The sequence below is a fragment of the Pseudomonas fluorescens Q2-87 genome (assembly GCF_000281895.1).
GTDB lineage: Bacteria > Pseudomonadota > Gammaproteobacteria > Pseudomonadales > Pseudomonadaceae > Aquipseudomonas > Aquipseudomonas fluorescens_S.
Map to the genome: position 1 here is coordinate 6112034 of NZ_CM001558.1, position 24050 is coordinate 6136083.

Annotated in this window: 14 protein-coding genes and 1 pseudogene; 2 read left to right on the top strand and 13 right to left on the bottom strand. The window is 61.5% G+C overall.

The genetic code is table 11. The annotated features are described in order from the left end of the window. Nucleotides 1-7: 7 nt before the first annotated feature. The 3 genes from PFLQ2_RS00965 to PFLQ2_RS00955 are packed head-to-tail and all read right to left on the bottom strand — an operon-like array spanning nucleotide 8 to nucleotide 4201. The gene (locus PFLQ2_RS00965; RefSeq protein WP_003186905.1) at nucleotides 8-2104 is read right to left on the bottom strand and encodes a biotin/lipoyl-binding protein; all 2097 of its coding nucleotides are present in this window, start codon (nucleotides 2102-2104) and stop codon (nucleotides 8-10) included. A 1-nt stretch (nucleotide 2105) separates the two neighbouring features. Next, nucleotides 2106-3425: an efflux RND transporter periplasmic adaptor subunit gene (locus tag PFLQ2_RS00960; RefSeq protein WP_003186907.1), complete on the bottom strand. Its 1320-nt coding sequence runs from the start codon at nucleotides 3423-3425 to the stop codon at nucleotides 2106-2108. After that, nucleotides 3422-4201 (bottom strand): efflux RND transporter periplasmic adaptor subunit, encoded by a 780-nt coding sequence (locus tag PFLQ2_RS00955; RefSeq protein WP_003186909.1) that lies wholly within the window; start codon nucleotides 4199-4201, stop codon nucleotides 3422-3424. Before PFLQ2_RS00955 ends, PFLQ2_RS00960 begins: the two co-directional genes overlap by 4 nt. A 466-nt stretch (nucleotides 4202-4667) precedes the next feature. Here PFLQ2_RS00955 and PFLQ2_RS29225 point away from each other — a divergent pair, with 466 nt between their 5' ends. After that, nucleotides 4668-5339: an NYN domain-containing protein gene (locus tag PFLQ2_RS29225; RefSeq protein ID WP_003186911.1), complete on the top strand. Its 672-nt coding sequence runs from the start codon at nucleotides 4668-4670 to the stop codon at nucleotides 5337-5339. On the opposite strand, the gene PFLQ2_RS00950 is transcribed toward PFLQ2_RS29225, so the two are convergent. The 10 genes from PFLQ2_RS00950 to PFLQ2_RS00905 all read right to left on the bottom strand — a co-directional run bounded on the left by PFLQ2_RS00950 (nucleotide 5320) and on the right by PFLQ2_RS00905 (nucleotide 18902). Beyond that, on the bottom strand, nucleotides 5320-7770 hold the full coding sequence (locus tag PFLQ2_RS00950) for a hypothetical protein (protein ID WP_003186913.1): 2451 nt from the start codon (nucleotides 7768-7770) through the stop codon (nucleotides 5320-5322). The genes PFLQ2_RS29225 and PFLQ2_RS00950 overlap by 20 nt on opposite strands. Before the next feature lie 9 nt (nucleotides 7771-7779). Further along, nucleotides 7780-9222: a TIGR01777 family oxidoreductase gene (locus PFLQ2_RS00945; RefSeq protein WP_003186914.1), complete on the bottom strand. Its 1443-nt coding sequence runs from the start codon at nucleotides 9220-9222 to the stop codon at nucleotides 7780-7782. Beyond that, nucleotides 9215-9703, bottom strand: a complete 489-nt coding sequence (locus PFLQ2_RS00940; RefSeq protein WP_003186916.1) for a hypothetical protein — start codon at nucleotides 9701-9703, stop codon at nucleotides 9215-9217. Before PFLQ2_RS00940 ends, PFLQ2_RS00945 begins: the two co-directional genes overlap by 8 nt. A 238-nt stretch (nucleotides 9704-9941) precedes the next feature. After that, the gene (locus PFLQ2_RS00935) at nucleotides 9942-10808 is read right to left on the bottom strand and encodes an ABC transporter permease (RefSeq protein ID WP_003186917.1); all 867 of its coding nucleotides are present in this window, start codon (nucleotides 10806-10808) and stop codon (nucleotides 9942-9944) included. Nucleotides 10809-10819: 11 nt separating this feature from the next. Continuing rightward, the gene (locus PFLQ2_RS00930) at nucleotides 10820-11680 is read right to left on the bottom strand and encodes an ABC transporter ATP-binding protein (RefSeq protein ID WP_003186918.1); all 861 of its coding nucleotides are present in this window, start codon (nucleotides 11678-11680) and stop codon (nucleotides 10820-10822) included. Nucleotides 11681-11685: 5 nt separating this feature from the next. Further along, the gene (locus PFLQ2_RS00925; protein ID WP_003186920.1) at nucleotides 11686-12711 is read right to left on the bottom strand and encodes an ABC transporter substrate-binding protein; all 1026 of its coding nucleotides are present in this window, start codon (nucleotides 12709-12711) and stop codon (nucleotides 11686-11688) included. 37 nt (nucleotides 12712-12748) lie between these two features. Beyond that, the gene (locus PFLQ2_RS00920; protein ID WP_003186922.1) at nucleotides 12749-13651 is read right to left on the bottom strand and encodes a TauD/TfdA dioxygenase family protein; all 903 of its coding nucleotides are present in this window, start codon (nucleotides 13649-13651) and stop codon (nucleotides 12749-12751) included. A gap of 349 nt (nucleotides 13652-14000) precedes the next feature. Beyond that, entirely contained in the window at nucleotides 14001-15368 is a 1368-nt protein-coding gene (locus PFLQ2_RS00915) for an HlyD family type I secretion periplasmic adaptor subunit (protein WP_003186925.1), read from the bottom strand. Further along, entirely contained in the window at nucleotides 15358-17514 is a 2157-nt protein-coding gene (locus PFLQ2_RS00910; RefSeq protein WP_003186927.1) for a type I secretion system permease/ATPase, read from the bottom strand. The genes PFLQ2_RS00915 and PFLQ2_RS00910 overlap by 11 nt, the downstream gene beginning before the upstream one ends. Before the next feature lie 38 nt (nucleotides 17515-17552). Continuing rightward, nucleotides 17553-18902 carry a TolC family outer membrane protein gene (locus PFLQ2_RS00905; RefSeq protein WP_003186928.1) on the bottom strand — a complete coding sequence of 450 codons (1350 nt, stop codon included), beginning with the start codon at nucleotides 18900-18902 and terminating at the stop codon, nucleotides 17553-17555. A gap of 362 nt (nucleotides 18903-19264) precedes the next feature. Between PFLQ2_RS00905 and PFLQ2_RS30775 the strand changes: the two are divergent. Then, a pseudogene (locus PFLQ2_RS30775) lies at nucleotides 19265-24050 on the top strand (LapA family giant adhesin); the annotation flags it as partial.

Here is a 24050-nt window from a genome sequence, read left to right on the forward strand (position 1 = left end):
GCCTCCCTTAGAAACCGCTTTCCCTGACACCCAACGCCGCCAACCGACGCCAGGCCGCTCCGAGCACCGACTCACCCTTGCCCTGCAACACCACCACGCCACGCAGCGGTTGCACCGGGGCGGGCGTGTCGTCGATAGCACTCAGGCGCACGCCATACTGCGCCTGCACAGGCTCCGCCCGTTGCTGTGAGTCGCGGCGCACGGCAATCGGTCCGTGATGGTCGGACGTCAGCGCCTGCTGCTCGACCCAGGCTACGCCGTTGTTGTCGATTTCATCCAACTGCACCGCAATCGAGGTGTGCATCGGATCGTCGGCGATGAACCGCCCCGTGGCACCGGCACCGACCCGCCAGAGCTCGGCTTCGGTCAGGTAACCGCGCAACCGGGAATCGGTCTGCACCACCCGCGCCAGCGGCTGCGTCGGTGACAGCCAGCGCCCCACTGCCAGTTGCGGCAGCAAGTCGCGCACCTGCCCGGCGTGGGGCGCACGCAGCAATAAGCGCTCACGCTGGGCGACCAGCCCACGGTACTCGGCCACCGCCTCGGCCAGCTGCTGCTCGATGATGCCAGCGTCGGCGGCCGTTTCGCTGCGTCCGGCCTGGCGGCGCATTTGCAGCTGCTGGATCTCGATTTCCCGGCGCACGATGGTCAGGCGCGACGCCATGTCCGGCGACTCCAGCTCAACCAGCACATCGCCCTGGGCCACGACCTGGCCGTCATGCACATTCACCTGCTTGACCCGCGCCGCCACGGGCGCATGCAACACGCTGGCGCGACCGGCCTCAAGCATGACCGGCACTTCCACCGCACTGCGCCAGGGCAGCAACAGCGCCAACGCCAACGCCAGCAACACCAGCCCCGTGAACACCACCCGAGGACCATGGGCGTGTTCACGATGGCTCCACCATTGCCGCCCTTCATTCACGATGGGCATAAAAATGAACCACACCAATTCGACCATCATCAGAAAAATGCCCAGCACTTTGAAAAACAAGTGATAGACCGCCAGGGCGATACCGAAAAACAGCGCAGCGCGCCACAACCACGAGCCATATCCCCACACCAGCAAGCGGCGGCGCATCTGCGGCGACCAGGCTTCCGGCGCCGCCGTGCCATAGCCGAACAAGGCTTCACGCAGGCGCCAGCGACACAATGCGAATGCACGGCCCTGAAGGTTATCCACCGCCCAGAAATCACTGAGCAGGAAATACCCATCAAAGCGCATGAAAGGGTTCAAGTTGATGATCAGCGTGGTGATCCAAGTGGCCGTGGCGAGCATGAAAGCCGCCGTGCGCGCCGGCCCGTCTGGCAGCAGCGACCAGGCCAGCAAGGCAATGCAGGCCAGGAGCAACTCCGCCAGGACTCCGCCCGCGCCAATCAGCAACCGAGCCCTGCGATCATTGATCCGCCAGGCATCGCTGACGTCGGTATAGAACATCGGCAGCAGCACCATGAAGGCCACGCCCATGCTCTGTACGCGGCAACCGGCACGCTTGGCCATGAAGGCATGGCCGAACTCATGGCATAGCTTGGCGAAAAACAATGCCACCCCAAACGCAAGGGCACCGCCCAAGCTGAAAAGATGCGGGAACGTCGCCAGGAACCGCTGCCAGTCCCGCGACACCAGGAAGATTCCCGTACCCAACGTCAGCGGGATGCCGTAGCGCAGGACCGAGGGGCCGAACCGCGCCAGCCAAGGCCAGGCGCGGTTGAGAAAGGCGTCTGGACGCCACAGCGGGATCCGGAAGAACAAATATTGATGCAGCAGAATCTGCCACAGGCTCTGACGCTGCGCGGCCGTTTTGAATTGATAGCTGTCGCGCTGTTGCGGGTCCATTGCACTGATCAGATCATGGCCGCGCAAGAAACCCAGCAACTGCTCCAGGGACTCGCCATTGAGCGGCAGGCCCGGCTCTCGGTTCGCGGCTTGCAGTACCTGCTCCGGATCACCCAAGGACCAGTGGCGAAGCAAGCGCATCGCTGCCGCGCCGAGCTTGAAATAACGGCCGCGCACCGGATCCGCCAGGGTCCACTGAGGCGAACCATCCGGATCCGGGGCCGCCGGGGATAGCTGCAGGTCCGGCCGCAGGCTCGGCAGGCTCACGCTACAGGCCTACGCTCTGGCGCAGGCCGGCCAGTGGTCGGCGCAACAGGTACAGGGCCAGCGGGGCGCGATCGCCAAAGATCTTCGCCGTGCCCCGCAGGCCGATGCGCGGCGCTGTGGCATCGAAACGCGCATCCAACCGATACGCCAGTTGCCCGGCAGCGGTAGGTTGCGCTTCGTAGGCCGAGCGTTCGAGCCAGGCCAGGTGCCGCTGCAACGGGTCGCTGTCGAGAAACAACGCCACCTGCGCACCGGGCTCCAGGGCAATCGCATCGCCCACCGCCAGTTCGATACGCAACTCGGCCTGGTTCGGATCAGCGATTTCCATCAGGCGCTCGCCGGTTTGCACCGGTTTGCCGAGCCAGCGCTCGGCGTCGGCAAACACCGCAATGCCGTCCCGTTCGGCGCGCACTTCGCTGCGCTTGAGCAGCTCAAGCGCGTAGTTGCGCTCGGCACGTTTCTGTTCAACGCGGGCAGCCAGCAAATCAACCTTCGAGCTCGACTCAGCGTCGGCAAACGAGCGCTGGGAGTTGGCCTTGAGTTCCGCCTCGGCCACGCCCAACGCGCGCTCGGCCACATCGGCCTGGGCCTTGAGGCTGGTGCTTTCGAAACGCAGCAGCAGGTCACCGTTCTTGACGGTCTGGTTGGGCTTGACCAGGAATTCAGCGATCACGCCGTCCAGCGGCGCGGCCACCACCTGCCCGCCCAGCGGCACTACTTCGGCAGGCGCCAATACGGACTGACGCACCGGGATCAGCAAACCCAACAGCAGCACCGCCACCAGTGCGACCTGGCGTTTGCGCGTCCAGCGCAGGCGCCACGGCTTGCGCGGTTGCAGCGCCAGCCAGGCATGACTGTAGGTGTCGCCCAGTTGCGACAACAGCACTTGCTCCGACGGGGTCCAGGGCAGGTCACGGGCCAGCCATAAACCGCCGAAAACCTGGCCCTGATGATCGATCAACGGCAACCAGAACACCTGCACCGCCGACAAACTTCGCCAGTCCGCCCGGATGGATTCGCTCACGCCATCGGCAGCGACCACCCGAGCCTGGTTCAGTACGCCCTGCTTGAATAACTGCGCCACCGCCTGCTCGACAAAGGCCACGAACGGCGCGTTTGGCTCCACGGCACTGACACCCGTTACGGCCTGTACCTTGCCGGCGATCAATAACGCGGCGTGGCGAAACCCGAACAGGGCCTGGCCGTCGTTGACCAGGCTATAACTCAGCTGCGCCGGAGTACGCGCAGCCCGGGTCTGGCGTTCGAGATCGAGGAAGCGGGCAAACACCTGTTCGGCGCTGCCCGTTATCGGCGCGTTCACTTTGACTCCGCGAAACGCGCCGTACCACTCATGCCGGACAGCAAGCCGCTGGCATCCGGCACGCTCGCCACCAGCAACAAGGTCTGGCTACCCTCATCAATGCGTGCGCCCAGGCGCTTGACGGTCGCTTGCAACGGCTTGCCCGTTTCATCGGGAATGAACGTGAAAGGCTGGCCGGGCTTGAGCCGGTCCATCCAGCGTGAAGGCACCAGCAGATGGATTTCCAGGGTGCGGTTGTCGACCACATCCAGCAGCGGCGCGCCGGCTGCCACGCTTTCATAGCGCTGGACCTTGCGCGCCACGACTTGCCCATCGAACGGAGCGATCACGCTGCAGCGCTTGACCTGGACCTGGTAAACCTGGGACTGGGCCTGGGTTTCATTGAGCCGGGCTTCGGCCCGCGAGACCTCGAAACGCCCGACCGACTTCAGCTCCGCCAACTGCCGGTTATGGGCCAGCTCTTCACCGGCGCCGCGGCTGGCCGCCTGCGCCGCATTGAGCTGGGCCTGGTACGCCGAGCAATCGAAACGCGCCAATGTGTCGCCCTTCTTGAACGACTCGCCCTCGCTGAACGGCAACTCGACGATTCGCCCGGCCAACTCGCTGGCCAGCACCGCCTGGTCCCGCGCACGCAACACGCCTCGCGCCTCATTGCCACCCGAGGCACTGGCCCCGACGTTGTTACCCAGCAACGGATCTTCTGCCACAGGCGTTTGCGCCTGGACGCCGCACGTTACAAAGGCCAATCCCACAACCCAACTACTCAAACGTCGCATGACCGTTACTCCCTGACGGATGGGCGGAGTCTACGACAGCGGTGGGGGGCGTCAAGGGAGTAGCTGTCAGGAGTAAGAAAACTCTTGTTTCAAAAAGGTTGAAGAGGGGACCAAAAAACGCTCAGTTTTTTTCTGATATCAACGGACATCAAATCCCACAAGGGATTGGGAGCTTCCATTCGCTCGAAATGGTTTTCGGTGCCGGATTTCTAGCATTGCCCTAAGAAAGACTGTATTTCGCAACAAGCGCTGACAGATCAAGCAAAAAATGGGTTTGACCTTCTACCATGCATACGCTCAACACTGTTGCGCCGGTGACGAGGGAGCATCCAGCCAACGGTTGACGTTGTGGCACGCTCAACTTAGGATGGCCCTACTCAACCCCGTACGCAGAGATTCAGTTCTCTGGCTGTTGGGGTGAAAAAACCGGCTTAGGCCGGTTTTTTCGTTTCTGGGGATAGAGCTTGTGCGCACCGCATTTTTTGTTGACGGCTACAACCTGTTCTATGGACTGCTCGCAGACACACCTTACAAATGGCTGGATTTGCGAAGCCTGCTGTCACACATCGCGCATATCGAAAACCCGCGCAGCACGACCGCCTCAGTTGACTACTTCACCTCCTCGGTCAAACCTTCACTGGCCACCCGTGGTCGAGTATCAAAAGAAGCGCAAGATTCTTATATCCGCGCCCTGAAGACCACCCATATCCGTGTCCATTATGGTCATCATCAACTTGAACCTGCCAAAGCCCCTCGTTTCGTTGATAGAAGGACAAAAGCCTCTCGCGAGGACAAAGTCGACATCTGGAAACTGGAGGAAAAAGAAACGGACGTTCACATAGCAATTAGCATGTACCGAGCCGCTGCAAAGCAAACGACGCTGAAGAGTCATGAACGGGTAGAGCAATTGGTGCTTGTATCCAGCGACACCGATATGACTCCCGCTTTGAGAGCCTTGCGGGAGGATTTTCCCGAAATAACCGTAGGCGTCATTCTTCCTCATCGAGCTGAGTTGAATCTAAAGCAGCACGTCCACTGGATGCGCCGTGTAGTCACTTGCGACGAACTCCAATCCCACCAATTTCCCAACCGAGTGCCCACACACAAAGCCCCCGCCATCAAGCCGGATTACTGGTAGCAACCAACGTCAACTCCCCATCCCGATACAACACCTCACGCCCCAGCCACGCCACATCCACCTGAGGCAGCACCGCCGAAGGTTTACGCAACTCACGCAACAAGGTCGACCCATGGGACAAACGCCCCCCCATGCGCGCAATCACGGCCCGGGCGCTTTGATAGTGTGCATGGCGGCCAGGGTCCAGGGTGTCTTCAAGCAGAATGTCCTCACCCAGGATGCCTTGAGCCTGCCCCGGATAGATCAGGAACCCACTCGCCTGCTCGGTGCCTTCGCGACCGTCCTGCCAGAAGCTGCCGGCGCGGCTGCGAATGTCCGGATGCGGCGCAAACCAACGCGCCCGGTCGGCAGTTGGCATAGCGTGGTGCAGGCGAAAGAAGATCCGCATGAGGTTGTCGCGATACCATTCGCGCACTTGCAGATAGTAACCGCGCAGCCCCGGCAGGCCGGTCGAATGGGCCAGGCGAATCACCAAGGGCCATTGAGGGAAGGCTTGCACGGGCAACTCGGTGGGGACCGGACGTGGCGTCGCCGGATCGGTTTCCCACGGCAGGCGATGCGGGCTGTGTTCAAGGTCATCGTAGGCAGTGGGCGGTCGCCCCAGCAGGTCGCCGCCGCTGCTGGCCAACGCGCTGGCGATGCACAGGTTTCCCTGCACCACAAACACATAGAAGCGGGTGAACCAGTCGGCCAATTGCTGGCCGTCGGCGCCTTGCCGGGTGAGTTCGAGCAACTCCCGGTCGAAGCGCCGCAGGCCGTGTTCGAGGGTCAGCAGATGTCCGCGAGCGATGCGCTGCATACGCAGGAACAACGGCAGCGAACGCAGCAGGCGCAGCGGTCGCCAAGGCAGATGCGGTGTCGCGCCGCCGACCTCGCCCGCATAGCTGCTGGCACTGATGCCCCAATCTGTCAATCGAGCGAGAAACAGATCGTTATTGATGTACGAAGCGCCGTCAAATACGGCCGTGAACGGCTCGTTGTCCTGCAATACTCGTGAATCCCAACGGGCCATGATCGCCGGAATGCTCGCCGCCGCGCGGCGCTGGGCGTATTCGACCAGCACGCTGGGTTGTGGCGGCAGGATCTCGGCGATGTTGGCGGCGGTCAGGTGGCGGCGCCAGCCGTAGTCGCTGATCGGCCGATACTGCAACAACCACAGCTGCGTGCCATCCCAGGCCCATTCAACGTCGCCAGGCACGTAGTGAAAGACCCGCAACACACCTTGCAGGAAACGCCACAGCGTGTCGGCGGTTAGGCCATGGGCGGGCTTGAAGGTGTCGCTGCTCCACGCCGCGCCGAGGCGGGACATGATGGCGCGCTCAGGACTTGCCTGACCGTCGGCCAACGACTCCAAGTGACCTTCGACCCATTCCAGCTCGACAGACAAGTGACGTACGAACGCAATCCCGGACAGCCTGGGCGTGATGAAGCGCTGCACCACGACTTCCTCGACGCCCGCCGCCGTCAATTCGGCGATGCGCGCTGGCACGTTGTGCGTCGGCTCGCGCAGGAACGTGGTGCTCAAGCCCGCATTCGCCGCGTCGGCCTGATCTTCACCGTAGCTGGACGAGCGCACCGCCCAGCTGGCGCCGGTTTGGCCGTCGAGAAACGCCAGCAAGCGCGGGTCGTGGCAATCGTTGAGCGACAGCGCCGCCGGCACCGCTTGCCCGGCCAGTTCCGCCAGCCGCAAGCGCCCACCTTTGGTATGGGCGACGAACCCACGCTCGCCCGACTCCAGCCACGCGGCGAACTCGGCCGGTGCGTCAATCCACGGGTAGTGACCCCAGCCGGCTTTCAGGCTGATAGTCAAATCGGCACGGGCCAGAATGGCCGACCAGGCGGCCGCCTGCTCGATGCCCAGCACCTTGTCCTGATCACCCCAGACCAGTTCCACCGGGTCGGTGATCCACTCCAGCAGCGGCAGTGCGGTATCCGCACGCAGCTGATCCCAGAGCGGCACAAAGGCGCGGCAGCGGGCGTATCCGGCGCCCATGCGTTGATACTGCGCGGGCGTCCAGGTCTGGCGGGAGAACTTGTGGGCAAACAGCGTCGGCTTGTTCGAGAGCAGCCAGTGAATGGTCTTGCGAATCGGCAGCGGCGACATCAACGCCGGCAATCGCCGCTGCCATAAAAATGCGCCCACCGGCGCCAGCAACACGCTGCGGCAAAAATGCCCGGGCTGGCGTTGCAGCGCATGCAGCACTAGCAACGCGTTCACCCCCACCGCCATGATTGCGCTGCCCTTGACCGTCGCCGCCAGGAGCGCTTGCGCATAGGCCACAAGATCTTCGCAGGGGGCTTGTGGGTTGTTGCCGAATCCCGGCAATTCCAGCGGTATCACATCGTAGGCTTCGAAGTGCGGCAACGCGTCGTCCCACCAATCGGCCGCGCTACCGTTGCCGGCCAGCAGGTACATCCGGGGCTTGCTCATGGATGCTCCTCAGGCCAGGTCGCGCAGGGCGGCGTCGAGGGTCGGGTAACGGAACGTATAACCGGCCTCGGTGAGACGGCTTGGCACCACCCGTTGTCCATCGAAAAACAACTGGGCCATTTCCCCGGCCAGGACCCGCACGGGCGCGGCGGGAATGTGGAACCACACCGGACGCTTGAGAATCTTGCCAACGCGTTCAGCGAACAGCGCCTGGCTGACCGTCTCCGGCGCCACCAGGTTATAGGTGCCGCTCAAACTGTCGTCGTTGAACGCACAGGCGATGACCGCAATCACGTCGTCGCGATGCACCCAACTCATGATCTGCCGACCGTCACCCATCCGCCCGCCGAACCCCAGACGAAACGGAATCAGCAGCGGCAACAATGCGCCGCCCGGACCAAACACCACACCGAGGCGCATCACCACTTGGCGCACACCCAGCTCGGTGGCGGGCAGCGCTGAGGCTTCCCAACGCGCGCAGAGCTCGGCCATGAAACCATCGCCACGGGTGTCGCTTTCATCGAGACTTTCGCTGGCGTCACGCACGCCGTAGAAACCGATGGCCGAAGCCTGGACCCACAACGCCGGTTTGTGTCGGGCGTTCTTCAGCCAGGTCATCAAGGCTTCGGTGGTACTGACCCGGCTGGCGATGAGTTGCGCCTGGCGTTTGGGGCTCCAGCGCGGACCGGCCACCGGTGCGCCCGCCAGGTTGATCACGACGTCGAAGGTTTCGTCATGGCCCAGTTTGCTCAACGAACGCAGGCAACGGGCGCGTCCATCGAACAGATAGGCCGCTTTCAAGGGATCGCGGGCCAACACGCTGACCGTATGCCCGGCATCAAGCAGTTGATTGACCAGGGCCTCGCCGATAAACCCGGTGCCGCCGGTCACCAACACACGTTTGTAAGCGCCACCGGCGAACGGGTTGGCCGGTTTGCCTTCGCGTTGCATGCGCAGCGCCGCCAACCCGTCACGAATACCCGAGGCTGTCACACCGATGGCGAACAAGGTCAGCAGCCAGCCACGCCAGCCGAAATCGATCGCAACCAGGCCGGTCGGCAGACTCGCCCACTGCGCCAGTTGCACCCCGTACAGCGCGAAGAATGCCCCGCCGTTGACCGCCAACACCGTGTGCATGATGCGTTCGATGGCGGGCAGTTTGCGGGTCCGGTCCTCGACCACGAAATCCCAGAGCGTCAGGCCGATTTCCAGCGCAAACAGCAACCCAATGACAATCGCCCACGTCCCCTGGAAGGCCAGGTGCGCCATGCCCAGGAACAGAATTCCGTAGAAGCACGAGCGCAGGGCGTGGATGGAGAGTTCCAGGCGGGCGCTGTGGCGATAGGGCAGCGCGACGGTGAGTTCGTGGTGATACAGGGTGTCCAGCGCACCGAGGATCGCCTGGGCGATCAACAGCGCGATGGCCAGGTCCAGCAATGAAAAGTCAGGCATGGTGCGAATCACTCGACGCGGTGTCAGGCAGGGAGGTGCGGCGGTCGTGGCGATAGAGCCAGAACAGCGGCGGCAGCAATAGCAGCAGTGCAAGGCTGTCGAGCCACAGGTGCGACCAGACCCGGGCCTGGGCGGAAATCAGCATGTCCTGGGGCGCCCAGAGCAGGATGCCGGCGATTATCCAACCCCAGGGCATCGCGCTTTTCAGTCGATTACCGATGTGCACAAGGGCGAACATGTACAGCGCATAGCTTTGCAATGTGGCACCGAACAAGGCCAGCCACCAGACCTGTTGTTCGCTGGCCGTGGCAGGCACGGCGGCGGCGCCCCAGAAGGTCTGTTCGATGCTGTGCAGGTAGCCATCGAGCAAGCCCGAATGACCCGCCCAGCTCAGCGTGACACCGGCCAGTAGATGCATCAGCGCGGCGGCGTAGAGCCAAATGACCAGGACTTTGCGCAGGGGGTTTGGAGGGGTTGGCATTCCGTGTCCTGAAGGTTTGCTGGAGGTCGCAAGTCTAATGGAAATGGCCGAGGGTTTACTTGGATTATTAGGTAGCGTCAGGCTGACATGCCTGTGGTGAATTGAAGACCGTCTTCGCGAGCAAGCCCGCTCCCACACGGGATCTGTGTCGAACCGAAATATTGAGATCAACACCGATCAACTGTGGGAGCGGGCTTGCTCGCGAAAACGCCAGCCCAGACAACCCAAACCCCATGGCTCAGCGCTGCATCCCCCAGCGCTTCACCGTCACCCGCTCCAGACTGTCGAACACCAGGTTCTCTACCAACAACCCAATCAAGATCACCACCGCCAACCCGGCAAACACCTTATCGGTATACAACTCATTGCGGTTCTGGAAGATGTACCAGCCCAGGCCGCCCTTGCCGCTGGTGGCGCCGAAGACCAGTTCGGCGGCGATCAAGGTGCGCCAGGCAAAGGCCCAGCCGATTTTCAGCCCGGCGAGGATCGACGGCAGCGCGGCCGGGATCAGGATGAACAGCACAAAACGCAGGCCCTTGAGCCCATAGTTGCGGCCGGCCATGCGCAGCGTTTCCGATACGCCGAGAAAACCCGCATACATGTTCAGCGCCAACGCCCACAGCACCGAATGCACCAGCACGAAAATCAGGCTGTTCTGTCCGAGGCCAAACCACAGCAACGCCAGCGGCAGCAGAGCGATGGCCGGCAAGGGGTTGAACATCGACGTCAGGGTGCTGAGCAAATCACGGCCCAATTGGGTCGATACCGCCAGGGTGGTCAGGCCAAACGCCAAGACGATACCCAGCAAGTAGCCCTTGATCAGCACCACCAGGGAAATCCACACCTTGCCCAGCAGTTCGCCGCTGAGCAAACCGTCGTACAACGCGCTGGCGGTTTGCAGGAAGCCCGGCAGCAGCAAATCATTGTTCTGGTAGCGGGCCACGCCCTCCCACACCAACGCCAGCAGCAACAGGATCAGGCTTTTACGCAGCCAGCCCTGTTGCCAGAGGCGCTGGCCCAAGGGCAGCTCTCGCTCCAGGGGCACATGGGTCAAAGGTTGCAGGTCGACTTCGTATTCTTCGCGCGCGGGCGATAGATGGCTCATGGAAAATCCCCTTAATACGCGATACGAATGTCGGTGAAGTCCAGCTCACGCTCGGCTTCCGCCGGCTGGCCTTCATTGAACAGCAGCCGATGGATGCGCTGCGCGGTGTGCTGGAACGCCACGCCACCGAGGCTGTGCAAGTCGTACTGATGGCTGTGGATCTCTGCCCGCACACGTCCCGGATGGGGTGATAGCAACAGGATGCGATTGCCCACCACCAACGCCTCTTCGATGGAGTGGGTGACGAACAGCAGCGTGAAGCGCACCTCTTCCCAGAGCAGCAGCAATTCTTCCTGCATCTTGCGTCGGGTCAGCGCATCGAGGGCGGCGAAGGGTTCGTCCATCAACAGGATTTTCGGTTGCATCGCCAATGCCCGGGCAATGGCGACCCGGGCCTTCATGCCGCCGGACAAGGTGTGGGGATACGCATCGGCAAACGCCGCGAGCCCGACCTTGTCCAGGTAATGCAACGCCCGCTCCTCGGCCTCGCGACGCTTGAGGGTATGGGACGCCAGCAGCGCGAACATCACGTTCTGCTTCACGGTTTTCCACGGCGGCAGTTGATCGAATTCCTGGAACACCACGATCCGGTCCGGCCCTGGCGCGCGGACGGCCTGGCCTTGCAAACGAATCTCGCCTTCGCAGGGCGCGATGAAACCGCCGATGGCCTTGAGCAAGGTGGACTTGCCGCAACCGGACGGGCCGAGCAAGACAAAACGGTCCGCCGGGTCGACCTCGAAACTCACCTGGTGGGTAGCCCGCACCACACGCTGCGGGGTGCGGTATTCCAGGCTGACGTTATCCACCGACAGCAACGCCGTGCCGGTGGCAGTGGGATTGCTGGCCGCGTGGCCTTGCAATGGCGCGTTCATGACAATCAGCTCCCCTGCAACGGTTTGGCGTCCTGGAAGAAATAGTCCTCCCACGACGCCGGCTTGTTCTTGATTGCGCCGACGCGGTAGAGGAACTCCGCCAGCGGGTAGGTGTTTTTCGGCGTGACGGTGAATTCGATCTGCGGGTTGTCGATGATTTTCAGCAGGGTCGCCCGGTCGATCTTGGCCTTCGTCACGCGCAGGTAGGTATCCGCCGCCGCGCCTTTGTCCTTCTGTGCGAACTCCGCCGCCTCGGTCAGCGCCTCGACGAACGCCTTGTAGGTCTTCGGGTTTTCATCGCGGAATTTCTCCGTGGCGAACAGCACCGTGGGTGAGTTCGGCCCGAGCACGTCATACGAATTGAGCACTACATGGACGCTGGGATTTTGCAGCGCCTGGTCCTGGAACGGCGGGTTGGAAAAATGCCCGGTCAACTCGGTGCCGCCAGCAATCAACGCCGCCGTGGCGTCCGGGTGGGGAACGGCCAGGGTGTATTTGTCGAGGCGGTTGAATTCCTTGTCTCCCCACTGCTTCGCGGCGGCGTACTGCAGGAAACGCGACTGCACCGAAACGCCCACCGCTGGCACCGCGATACGGTCCTGTTCGGTGAAGTCGGCGATGGTCTTGACCTTCGGGTTGTTGCTCAGCAGGTAATAGGGGAAGTTGCCCAGGGAGGCCACTGCCTTGACGTTCTGCTTGCCATGGGTGCGGTCCCAAATGGTCAGCAACGGCCCGACGCCGGCCCCGGCAATGTCGATGGAACCCGACAGCAGCGCATCGTTGACCGCCGCGCCGCCGGACAATTGGGTCCAGTCGACCTTGATGTCGATGCCTTCTTGCTTGCCATATTTTTCGATCAGTTGTTGATCACGAACGACGTTCAGCAGCAGGTAAACGATGCCGAACTGTTCGGCGATGCGAATCTCGCCCTCGGCGTGGGCGCTGGGAGGCGCCACCAGGCTGCCGGCCAGCAAACTGAACCCTAGGCCGATGGCCGCGGCCAGCGGTGCAAAAGCAATGCGTTTGGACATGGTGATTCTCCAAGCTCTTTGCGCCAGGCGCAGCCGATCAGAAAGGGGCATCGCCCTGGATGGTGGTGCGATACAGCTTGCGGCGCAGATGGCTCGGGCAACCGGCGGCCAGGTGGATCAGCGAACGGTTGTCCCAAAACACCAAGTCATGGGGCTGCCATTGATGGCGATAGATGTTTTGCGGCAACACGCTGTGGGCATACAGCTCGGCCAGCAACGCTGCACTTTCATCCTCCGGCAGGCCGACGATACGGGTGGTGAAACCCTCGCTGACGAACAACGCCTTGCGCCCGGTTTCCGGGTGGGTGCGCACGATCGGATGGACGACTTCGGCGACCTGGGCCAGTTGCTCCGGTGTCAGCGTTGGACGCCAGTTGCCTTCGAATTTGGTTTCGCTGTAGCGCGCCGTGTAGGAATGCGCCGCCGAACGGCCTTCCACCGCCTTGCGCAACGCTTCGGGCAAGCCTTCCCAGGCTTTGTGCATGTCGGCAAACAGCGTGTCACCGCCTTCGCTTGGCAGCTCCTGGGCATGGAGCATCGAGCCCAGGCTGGGGAGCTCTTTGTAGGAGAGGTCCGAATGCCAGAATTTTCCAGCGTCACCGAGGCCGATGGATTGGCCGTTTTCGATGATGTTGAAAACGATGAGGATTTCCGGATGCTCGGCCAACAGGAACTGCTTGAGCACATGGACTTGCAACACGCCAAAACGGCGGCTGAAGGCGATTTGTTGTTCGGGGGTGATGCGCTGGTCGCGGAACACGACGACGTGATAGTCCAGGTGCGCGCGATGGATGCGGGCAAAGTCCTGGTCATTGATTGGTCGGGACAGATCCAGCCCAACGATCTCGGCGCCGACGGCACCGCTGAACGGGCGGACCTCGAACGGCTGTGGCGCGATGCTTTGGGTATTTGAATCTGGTGAATAAGAGACGGCTGGCATACATCACTCCCACGCACGGCGCGCTTGAACAGGCGCGCATCGATCAAAATCTCACGGGGTTACCGTGTCGGTTTGTGTCGTGCGGCGCGCCGATTGGTCGGCAGGTACGCAGGGGGATGACTTTAAGGGTATAAGAATTGAAATTTAAATACCGTTAATGAATAACGATATTGCTTTTGACTTGAGATGCAAAAACAAATTTGAAAAGCGACACCAACCCGTGGCGAGGGAGCTTGCTCCCGCTTGAGTGCGAAGCGCTCATCGCTTTTTTTGGGGCCGCTGCGCGACCCAGCGGGAGCAAGCTCCCTCGCCACACAAAAGCGGCCCTGTCACCGATTGGTAGGGGGGATTAGCGCTCGTGCAACGCCTCGGCCCGGGCCTTGATGATTGGCTTGAGCAGGTAGCTGAGCACAGTTTTCTTGCCGGTGATGATGTCCACCGACGCCACCATGCCAGGAATGATCAGCAGTGGCTTTTCATCGGTGCCCAGGTGGCTGCGTTCGGTGCGCAGTTTGATGATGTAGTAGGTGGTTTTCTTGTCTTCATCAGTGATGGTATCGGCACCGATCTGTTCCAGCTTGGCTTTCAGGCCGCCGTAGATGGTGTAGTCATACGCGGTGAATTTCACCGTGGCGTCCTGGCCAGGGTGCAGGAAAGCGATGTCTTGGGGACGGATTTTCGCCTCCACCAGAATGGTGTCGTCCAACGGCACGATCTCCACCAGGTCGCTGCCGGGTTGGATCACCCCGCCGATGGTGTTCACCAGCAACTTGTTGACGATGCCGCGCACCGGAGACGTCACCAGGGTACGGCTCACCCGATCTTCGAGGGCCTTGCCGGTGGCCTGGGCCTTGTTCAGATCGGTGCGCGCCTCGTTGAGCTGGGTCAGGGCTTCGCTACGGAATTTGCCGCGGGTTTCGTCGATCTTGCGCTGCACTTCCTTGATCGCCGATTCGGCACGAGGAATCGCCAGCGTCGTGGCGTCCAGTTGCCCACGGGTTTCGACCTCGGCGCGCTTGAGCCGCAGCACTTCCACCGGCGACACCGCGCCTTGGGCCACCAACGGCTCGGACATGTTGATTTCCTGACGTTGCAGCGCCAGGCCGGAGCGGTACTGCGACTGTTTGGAAACGAACTCGCGCAGTTCCTGCTGGCGCTGGATCAATTGTTCCTGCAAGCCGCCGATCTCATCGTGCAGTTGCTGGCGGCGGCTGAGGTACAGCGATTCTTCGCTGGCAGCCTGGCGTGGTACGGCCTTGAGTACATCAATGGGGAAATTCAGCGGCCGGTCATCCACCTCGGCGCTCAGACGCTCGACGCGCAACAGCATGGCCTGGCGATCGGCTTCGGTTTCGCCCACGTTGGAGACAAACCGCGTGTCGTCCAGACGAATCAACGGCGCGCCCGCGTCGACGATCTGCCCTTCCTTGACGAACAGCTCGGCGACGATCCCGCCCTCCAGGTTCTGGATTTTCTGGATCTTGGACGATGGAATCGCCTTGCCGTCGCCCTTGGTTACTTCATCGATCACGGCGAAGTTCGCCCAGAGCATCAGGAACACAAAGAAGCCGATGATTCCCCAGATGGTCAGGCGCACCACACGCGGGGCGTCTTCGATCAGCGCCTTGTTGACCTCGGGCAGTGGTTGTCCATGCAACGAGGCAGAGCCTTTGAAGTAGCGGCCTACGGAATCCTTGAAGCCCGACTTAAGCAACATTGATCTGCCCCTTCTTCAATGCTTCCATGACGGCCGCTTTCGGGCCGTCGGCCAGGATCTGTCCACGGTCGATCACCAGCAGGCGGTCTACCAGCGACAACAAGGATGCCCGGTGCGTTACCAGCAACACTGTCTTGTTTTCCACCACGGCGGCCAGGCGCTGTTTCAAGCGTTCTTCACCGGTGTTGTCCATGGCGCTGGTGGGCTCGTCCAGCAACAGGATGGGCGGGTTGAGCAGCAGCGCACGGGCCAGGGCGACGTTCTGGCGCTGGCCACCGGACAGGTTCTGCCCGCGCTCGCCGACTTGCAGTTCATAGCCTTGCGGATGCAGGCGGGCAAATTCATGCACCCCCGCCAGTTCCGCCGCCTGGAGCACCAGTTCGTCTTCGACGTAACGAGCACCGGACGTGAGATTGTCCCGCAGGGTACCGGCCAGCAACTGGATGTCTTGGGGCACGTAACCGACGTTGTAGCGCAGTTCGCTGACATCGATCTGGCGGATGTCCACGCCGTCCACCAGCAGGGCACCGTCGTCAGGTTGGTATAGGCCCACCAACAGCTTGGCCAGGGAACTCTTGCCCGAACCGCTGCGGCCGATGATGCCGATCTTCTCGCCTGGCTTGATCACCAGGTTGATGTTTTTCAGCGCAGCGTTCTGCTGGTTCGGGTAGGTGAAATTCAACTGGCGACATTCAATGGCGCCCTGCAGCACCTTGCGGCTCAGCGGACGCTCTTCGAAATTGCGCTCCTGGGGCAGCTCCATCATCTGGTCGACCGAAGTCATGGTCACCCGCGCCTGCTGGTAACGGGTGAGCAAGCCCGACAGCGACGCCAGTGGGCTCAGGGCGCGACCGCTGAGCATGTAGCAGGCGATCAGCCCACCCATGCTCAGGTTACCGGCGATGATCTGGTAGACGCCGAAGACAATCATGATCACGCCGGCCAGTTGCTGAATCAGCAAGGTGATGTTCATCGCCAGGCCGGACAGCATCTTGACCCGCAATTCGAGGCGGCTGAGGGTACCGATGGTCTGTTCCCACTGGTATTGGCGCTCGCTCTCGGCGTTGTTGACCTTGACCGCGTCCAGGCCGGCCAGGGTTTCGATCAGGCTGGACTGGCGCTCGGCACCCAGGGCCATGGTTCGCTCCATGGTTGCCACCAGGGGCTTTTGCAGCGCATAACCGATCAACAGCGCAATCGGGAAAGCCAGCACCGGAATCCACACCAGGTGCCCGCCAAGAATCGCGATAACCATGAAAATCAACAGCGTGAACGGCAAGTCGATCAGGCTGGTGAGGGTCAGCGAGGCAAGGAAATCGCGCAGGCTTTGGAATTCATGGATGTTCTGGGCAAAGCTGCCGACCCGCGCGGGGCGGTATTTCATGGCCATGCCGACGATGCGCTCGAACAGCGTCGCCGAAATGATCAGGTCGGTCTTCTTGCCGGCCAGGTCCAGGCACAAGCTACGCAGCATCTTCAGGATCAGATCGAACACGTAGGCGCCGGTAATGCCGACAGCCAGTACCCACAGGGTCGATTCGGCCTGGTTCGGCACCACGCGGTCGTAGACGTTCATCACGAACAGCGGCGCAGCCATGGCGATGATGTTGATCAGCAGGCTGGCGGCAATGGCATCGGCGTATAGCCAGCGGGAACGCTTGAGGGTGTCGCGAAACCATGAACGCGCCCGGGGAATCAGCGTGCCGTGGTTCACGTCAAATTTATGTTGGGGTTGGGCGAAGAAGACTTTGCCGCTGTAGTCGTCGGCCAGCAGTTCGCGACTGACGGTCACTTCGCCGCCATCGCTTTCGCTGAGCAGCAGCCGCGCCTGGTCGTCACCGACCCAGCCCAGCAGGACGGCGCTGCGGCCGTCCTTGAGCAGCAACAAGGCCGGCATGGCAATGGGCGGGATCTGCTCGAGCTTGCGTTGCAGCACTCGGCCTTGAAGACCGGCACGGGCCGCCGCACGCGACAATAAATCGACGCTCAGCCGCTGCTTGGGCAACGGCAGGCCGGTGGTGAGCATCGCCGCGCTGGCCGGCTTCTGATGGAGCATGCAGAGCGCCAACAAACCGTCCAGCAACGGGTCGTCGTGCAGCGTGCGCGGATCATGGATGAGTTCGACTGGACTGACTTCTGATTCCACGCTCTGCACTCTTTACTGGTCGAAACCGGATGGATGGATCAATTCATCCCAGGCAACTGGACCTTGGGTTTCATGTCGTTCTGCACAACCGATGCCAACGGCGCGACCACGCCCTGGCTTTTAAGCAACTGGCCCATGGTCGCCTTGATCCGGTATTGGGTGAACAGCTGAACGTTCTTGATTTCCGCCAAGCGGCGGGACGCACTGAACAGCTCGTTTTCGCTGTCGAGCAAGTCGAGCAGGGTCCGCTCGCCGAGGCTGAACTGCCGTTGGTAGGCGGTGCGCACGCTGGTGCTGTGATCCACGTACTGCTGAGCGATCGGTACCTGGGCATTGGCGTTGTTCAAGGCGTTCCAGGCCAGGCCCAACTCTTCAGTCAATTGGCGCAGCGCATTGTTACGGATGTCCAGCGCCTGATTGGACAGGTACGACTTGGATTCCAGGTCGGCCTTGTTGCTGCCGCCGGCATACAGGTTGAAACGCATGCGCAGCATGGCTTGCCATTCATTGTTGTGGCCGTTCTGACCGTCCAGGTCATTGTCCGCGGTGCGGCCCAGCTCGGCGTCAAAGCGTGGATAGAAGCTGGACTTGGCGGCTTGGTACTGCTGCTCGGCGGCGGCGATGTCCGACTCGGCGGAACGCAGTACCGGGCTGTTTTCCAGCATCTGCGCGCGGGCCTCGGTCAGGTTGGCAGGCAGCAGCGCCATGAAATCGGCGGGGCGTTCCAGCTGATCGGGCAGTTGACCGACGGCGCTGAGGAAGTTGGTTTCGGCATCGGCCAGGTTGGTCTGCTCGGTGATCAGGTTGTTGCGAGCCTGGGCCATGCGCGCTTCGGCCTGGTCCAGGTCGGCACCGCTGCCTACGCCACGGGAAGTGCGCAGCTTGATCTGGTCGAAGATGCGTTCGTGGCTCTTGAGGTTTTCCTCGGCCAGGCGCACGAACTCACGGCGGGTCAGCACGTCCAGGTACACCTGGGCAACGGTCAGACCGGTGCGCTCGGATGCGTCCAGCAACGAATAGGCGCGGGCATTGACGGTGGCTTGCTGACGCCCCACTTCGCTGGACGTCGCAAAACCGTCAAAAACCATTTGCGTCAGGCGCAGGCTCGACTCGCTGCGATTCAGGGTTTCCCAATGATTATTGCCGCCTGACCGGGTGGTGACGCTGTCGGTGCCTTCACGGCCGTATCCGGCTGCGAGGTCCACTCTAGGCAGGTAGCCGCCCTTGGCCGCCTTGAGTTGATAGTCCGCCGCCAGGCGACTGTTCACCCCGGCCTGGATTTCAGGATGAACATCCAGCGCCTGTTGCATGGCCTGCGGCAAGGTTTGTGCTTGTACGAAACTGGCGGCGAGGGCAAAGGGTAAAACCATGAACAGGTGCGAACGCATTGGGGTTTTCTTCCTGAAACACTTGTCTTGGATCACAGCGAAACATGGCGCTGCATCGGATGATGGCAACCGGAATGACCGTATGTCGGAAAGTTCGAAACAGGAACTGAATCACGCACCGAAAGAACAGGTCGCCGCTTAAATATCAATGTGACATTACGGAAGCGATTGTTTAGGATGGCCAGCAGAAGGTCAATAGTTTGGCATAAACAAACTTCAGTCGCTTTTCGAGCCAAAATATTGACAAGTCACGGCGTCAAAATACTTTTCCCATTTAGCTAATAGATAACGTCCAGACCGCTACGGCCGCCGGCTGTCGGGTCCATGGAAGTCTACTGAACGTGGTACCCGGAGAGTCTTCAATGAGCAGTGTTATTGCCGTTGTCAAAAGCATTGTTGGTCAGGTTTTCGTCGTTTCCCCCGAGGGCATTCGGCGCGTACTCATTGAAGGTGATCGCCTGAACGTAGGCGACCAACTGGACACCGGCCCTGCCGGCGCCGTCACGCTGGAACTGGCTGATGGCCGCACCCTGGACCTGGGTCGCGACACGCAGTGGAGTGCCAGCGCTCCGGATTCCACCACCAATCTTGAGCAGGCCACCGCCCAGGCCGCGCCATCGGTAGATGAGCTGCAACAAGCCATCGCCGCCGGTGCCGACCCGACCACCGCCCTGGAAGCTACCGCCGCCGGCGCAACGGCCGCAGGCACAGGTGCTGCCGGTGGCGGTCACAGCTTCGTAGCGCTGGATGCCACCGCAGGCAGCGTCGACCCGACCATTGGCTTCCCAACGGCCGGCTTGACGACGGCCGCAGCTGCCAACACCAACATCACCGGCCTGGACACAAACGCCAACACCACCGCCAACGCGGTGCTCAATTCGACGCTGACCTTGAGCGCCACGCCGACCCTGACCGAGGCCGGTGGCGTGCTGGTCTACACCGCGACTGTCACCCAGGCGGCCCAGACCGACCTGACCGTGACCTTATCCAACGGCTCCGTGATCGTGATTCCCGCCGGGCAAACCACCGGCAGCGTCAACGTCCCGCTGGCGCCGAACGATACCGTCTATAACGACCCAAGCCAGATCAGCGTGACCGTGACCGGTACCACCGGCGGCACCGGCATTGCCGTGACCCTGCCCACCACGCCGGCCGTGACCCAGATCACCGACACCATCGATACCACCACCGTCACCCTGTCGGCAGGCAACACCGTCACCGAAGGCGGTTCGATTGTTTACACCGCGACGTTGACCAACCCGGCTCAGACTCCGGTTACCGTGACGTTGAGCAATGGCTCGGTTATCACCATCGCTGCAGGCCAGACCACCGGCACCGTTAATGTTGAGACGCCAGCCAATGACGTCTACAACAACGGCAGCACTGTCAGCACCACCATCACTGGCGCGACCGGTGGCAATTTTGAAAATCTGGTGCCAAGCACTACGCCTGCGGTCACCACGATTACCGATTCGGCTGACGCCACGGGCCTGACCCTGACCGCCAGCAACGCCATCACCGAAGGCGGTTCGATTGTTTACACCGCGACGCTGACCAACCCGGCTCAGACTCCGGTGACTGTGACCTTGAGCAATGGCTCGGTTATCACCATCGCTGCGGGCCAGACCACCGGCACCGTGGCTGTCGAAACCCCGGCCAATGACGTCTACAACAACGGCAGCACTGTCAGCACCACCATCACTGGCGCGACTGGTGGCAACTTTGAAAACCTGGTGCCAAGCACTACGCCTGCTGTTACCACGATTACCGATTCGGCTGACACCACAGGCCTGACCCTGACCGCCAGCAACACCATCACCGAAGGCGGTTCGATTGTTTACACCGCGACGTTGACCAACCCGGCTCAGACTCCAGTTACCGTGACGTTGAGCAATGGCTCGGTTATCACCATCGCTGCGGGCCAGACCACCGGCACCGTGGCTGTCGAAACCCCGGCCAATGACGTCTACAACAACGGCAGCACTGTCAGCACCACCATCACAGGCGCGACCGGTGGCAACTTTGAAAACCTGGTGCCAAGCACTACGCCTGCTGTTACCACGATTACCGATTCGGCTGACACCACGGGCCTGACCCTGACCGCCAGCAACACCATCACCGAAGGCGGGTCGATTGTTTACACCGCGACGTTGACCAACCCGGCTCAGACTCCGGTGACTGTGACCTTGAGCAATGGCTCGGTTATCACCATCGCTGCGGGCCAGACCACCGGCACCGTGGCTGTCGAAACCCCGGCCAATGACGTCTACAACAACGGCAGCACTGTCAGCACCACCATCACAGGCGCGACCGGTGGCAACTTTGAAAACCTGGTGCCAAGCACTACGCCTGCTGTTACCACGATTACCGATTCGGCTGACACCACGGGCCTGACCCTGACCGCCAGCAACACCATCACCGAAGGCGGTTCGATTGTTTACACCGCGACGTTGACCAACCCGGCTCAGACTCCGGTGACTGTGACCTTGAGCAATGGCTCGGTTATCACCATCGCTGCGGGCCAGACCACCGGCACCGTTAATGTTGAGACGCCAGCCAATGACGTCTACAACAACGGCAGCACTGTCAGCACCACCATCACTGGCGCGACCGGTGGCAACTTTGAAAACCTGGTGCCAAGCACTACGCCTGCGGTTACCACGATTACCGACTCTGTTGACACCACCGAGCTGACCCTGTCGGCCAGCAGCACCGTCACCGAAGGTGGCCAGATCACCTACACCGCTACGCTGACCAATCCGGCCGAGACACCGGTCACCGTGACCTTGAGCAATGGTTCAGTCATTACGATTGCTGCAGGCGCGACCTCTGGCAGCGTGGCTGTTGATGCGCCATCCGACGATGTTTACAAAGACGCTGGCAAGGTTGAGGTCAGCATCGATAAAGCCACTGGCGGTAACTTCGAGAACCTCGTTCCGAGCACCACCCCAGCTGTTACTGACGTAACCGACACCATCGACACCAGTACCGTTTCGCTCTCAGCGACTTCGACTGTGGCCGAAGGCGGCACTGTGGTTTACACGGCTTCGGTGAATGCCCCGGTTACTGGCGCTCCGCTCGTTGTGACATTGAGCAACGGCCAGACCATCACCATCCCAGTCGGCGAAAGCTCTGGCTCGGTGAACTTCGCCACGCAGGACAACGCCCTCGCTGGCGGCGACAACCTTAGCGTGAAGATCGACGACGCAAAGGGCGGCAACTACGAAAAACTGGCTATCGACGACAAGCCTGCTGACACGTCGGTCACCGATACCCAGAACACTACCGACCTCACTTTGAGTGCGACCGACACGGTTACCGAAGGCGGTCAGATCACCTACACCGCTACCCTGACTAACGCTGCTGGCACACCAGTCACCGTGACCCTGAGCAATGGCGCTGTGATCAATATCGCTGCCGGTGCAACCGCCGGCACCGTGACCGTCGACGCGCCGAAAGATGACGTCTACAAAGACGCCGGCAAGGTGGAAGTCACCATTGATAAAGCTGCCGGCGGTAACTTCGAGAACCTAGTTCCAAGCACCACCCCAGCTGTCACTGACGTAACCGACACCATCGACACTTCGACTGTCAGCCTGAGCGCAACGTCGACTGTGGCCGAAGGCGGCACTGTGGTTTACACGGCTTCGGTGAATGCCCCGGTTACTGGCGCTCCGTTGGTCGTCACCCTGTCGAACGGCCAGACCATCACCATCCCAGTCGGCGAAAGCTCTGGCTCGGTGAACTTCGTCACGCAAGACAACGCCCTCGCAGGCGGCGACAACCTGAGCGTCAAGATCGACGACGCCAAAGGCGGTAATTACGAAAAGCTGGCTATCGATGAAAAACCGGCTGACACGTCGGTGACCGATACCCAAGACACCACCGGCCTCACTTTGAGTGCGACTGACACCGTTACCGAAGGCGGTTCGATTGTTTACACCGCCACCCTGACCAACGCCGCTGGTTCGCCCGTCACCGTGACCCTGAGCAACGGCGCGGTGATCAACATCGCAGCCGGCGCCACCACCGGCACCGTGACCGTCGACGCACCGAAGGACGACGTCTACAAAGACGCCGGCAAGGTGGAAGTCACCATTGATAAAGCTGCCGGCGGTAACTTCGAGAACCTAGTTCCAAGCACCACCCCAGCTGTCACTGACGTAACCGACACCATCGACACTTCGACTGTCAGCCTGAGCGCAACGTCGACCGTTGCCGAAGGCGGTACCGTGGTTTACACCGCTTCGGTCAACGCCCCGGTTACTGGCGCTCCGCTCGTTGTGACATTGAGCAACGGCCAGACCATCACCATCCCAGTGGGCGAAAGCTCCGGCTCGGTGAACTTCGTCACGCAAGACAACGCCCTCGCAGGCGGCGACAACCTGAGCGTCAAGATCGACGACGCCAAAGGCGGTAATTACGAAAAACTGGCTATCGACGAAAAACCGGCTGACACGTCGGTGACCGATACCCAGGACACTACTGGCCTGACCCTCTCGGCGACCGACACGGTTACCGAAGGCGGCCAGATCACTTACACCGCAACCCTGACCAACGCCGCTGGTTCGCCCGTCACCGTGACCCTGAGCAACGGCGCGGTGATCAACATCGCAGCCGGCGCCACCACCGGCACCGTGACCGTCGACGCACCGAAGGACGACGTCTACAAAGACGCCGGCAAGGTGGAAGTCACCATTGATAAAGCTGCCGGCGGTAACTTCGAGAACCTAGTTCCAAGCACCACCCCAGCTGTCACTGACGTCACCGACACCATCGACACTTCGACTGTCAGCCTGAGCGCAACGTCGACCGTCGCCGAAGGCGGTACCGTGGTTTACACCGCTTCGGTCAACGCTCCGGTGACTGGCGCTCCGTTGGTCGTCACCCTGTCGAACGGCCAGACCATCACCATCCCAGTCGGCGAAAGCTCTGGCTCGGTGAACTTCGTCACGCAAGACAACGCCCTCGCAGGCGGCGACAACCTGAGCGTCAAGATCGACGACGCCAAAGGCGGTAATTACGAAAAACTGGCTATCGACGAAAAACCGGCTGACACGTCGGTGACCGATACCCAGGACACTACTGGCCTGACCCTCTCGGCGACCGACACGGTTACCGAAGGCGGCCAGATCACTTACACCGCAA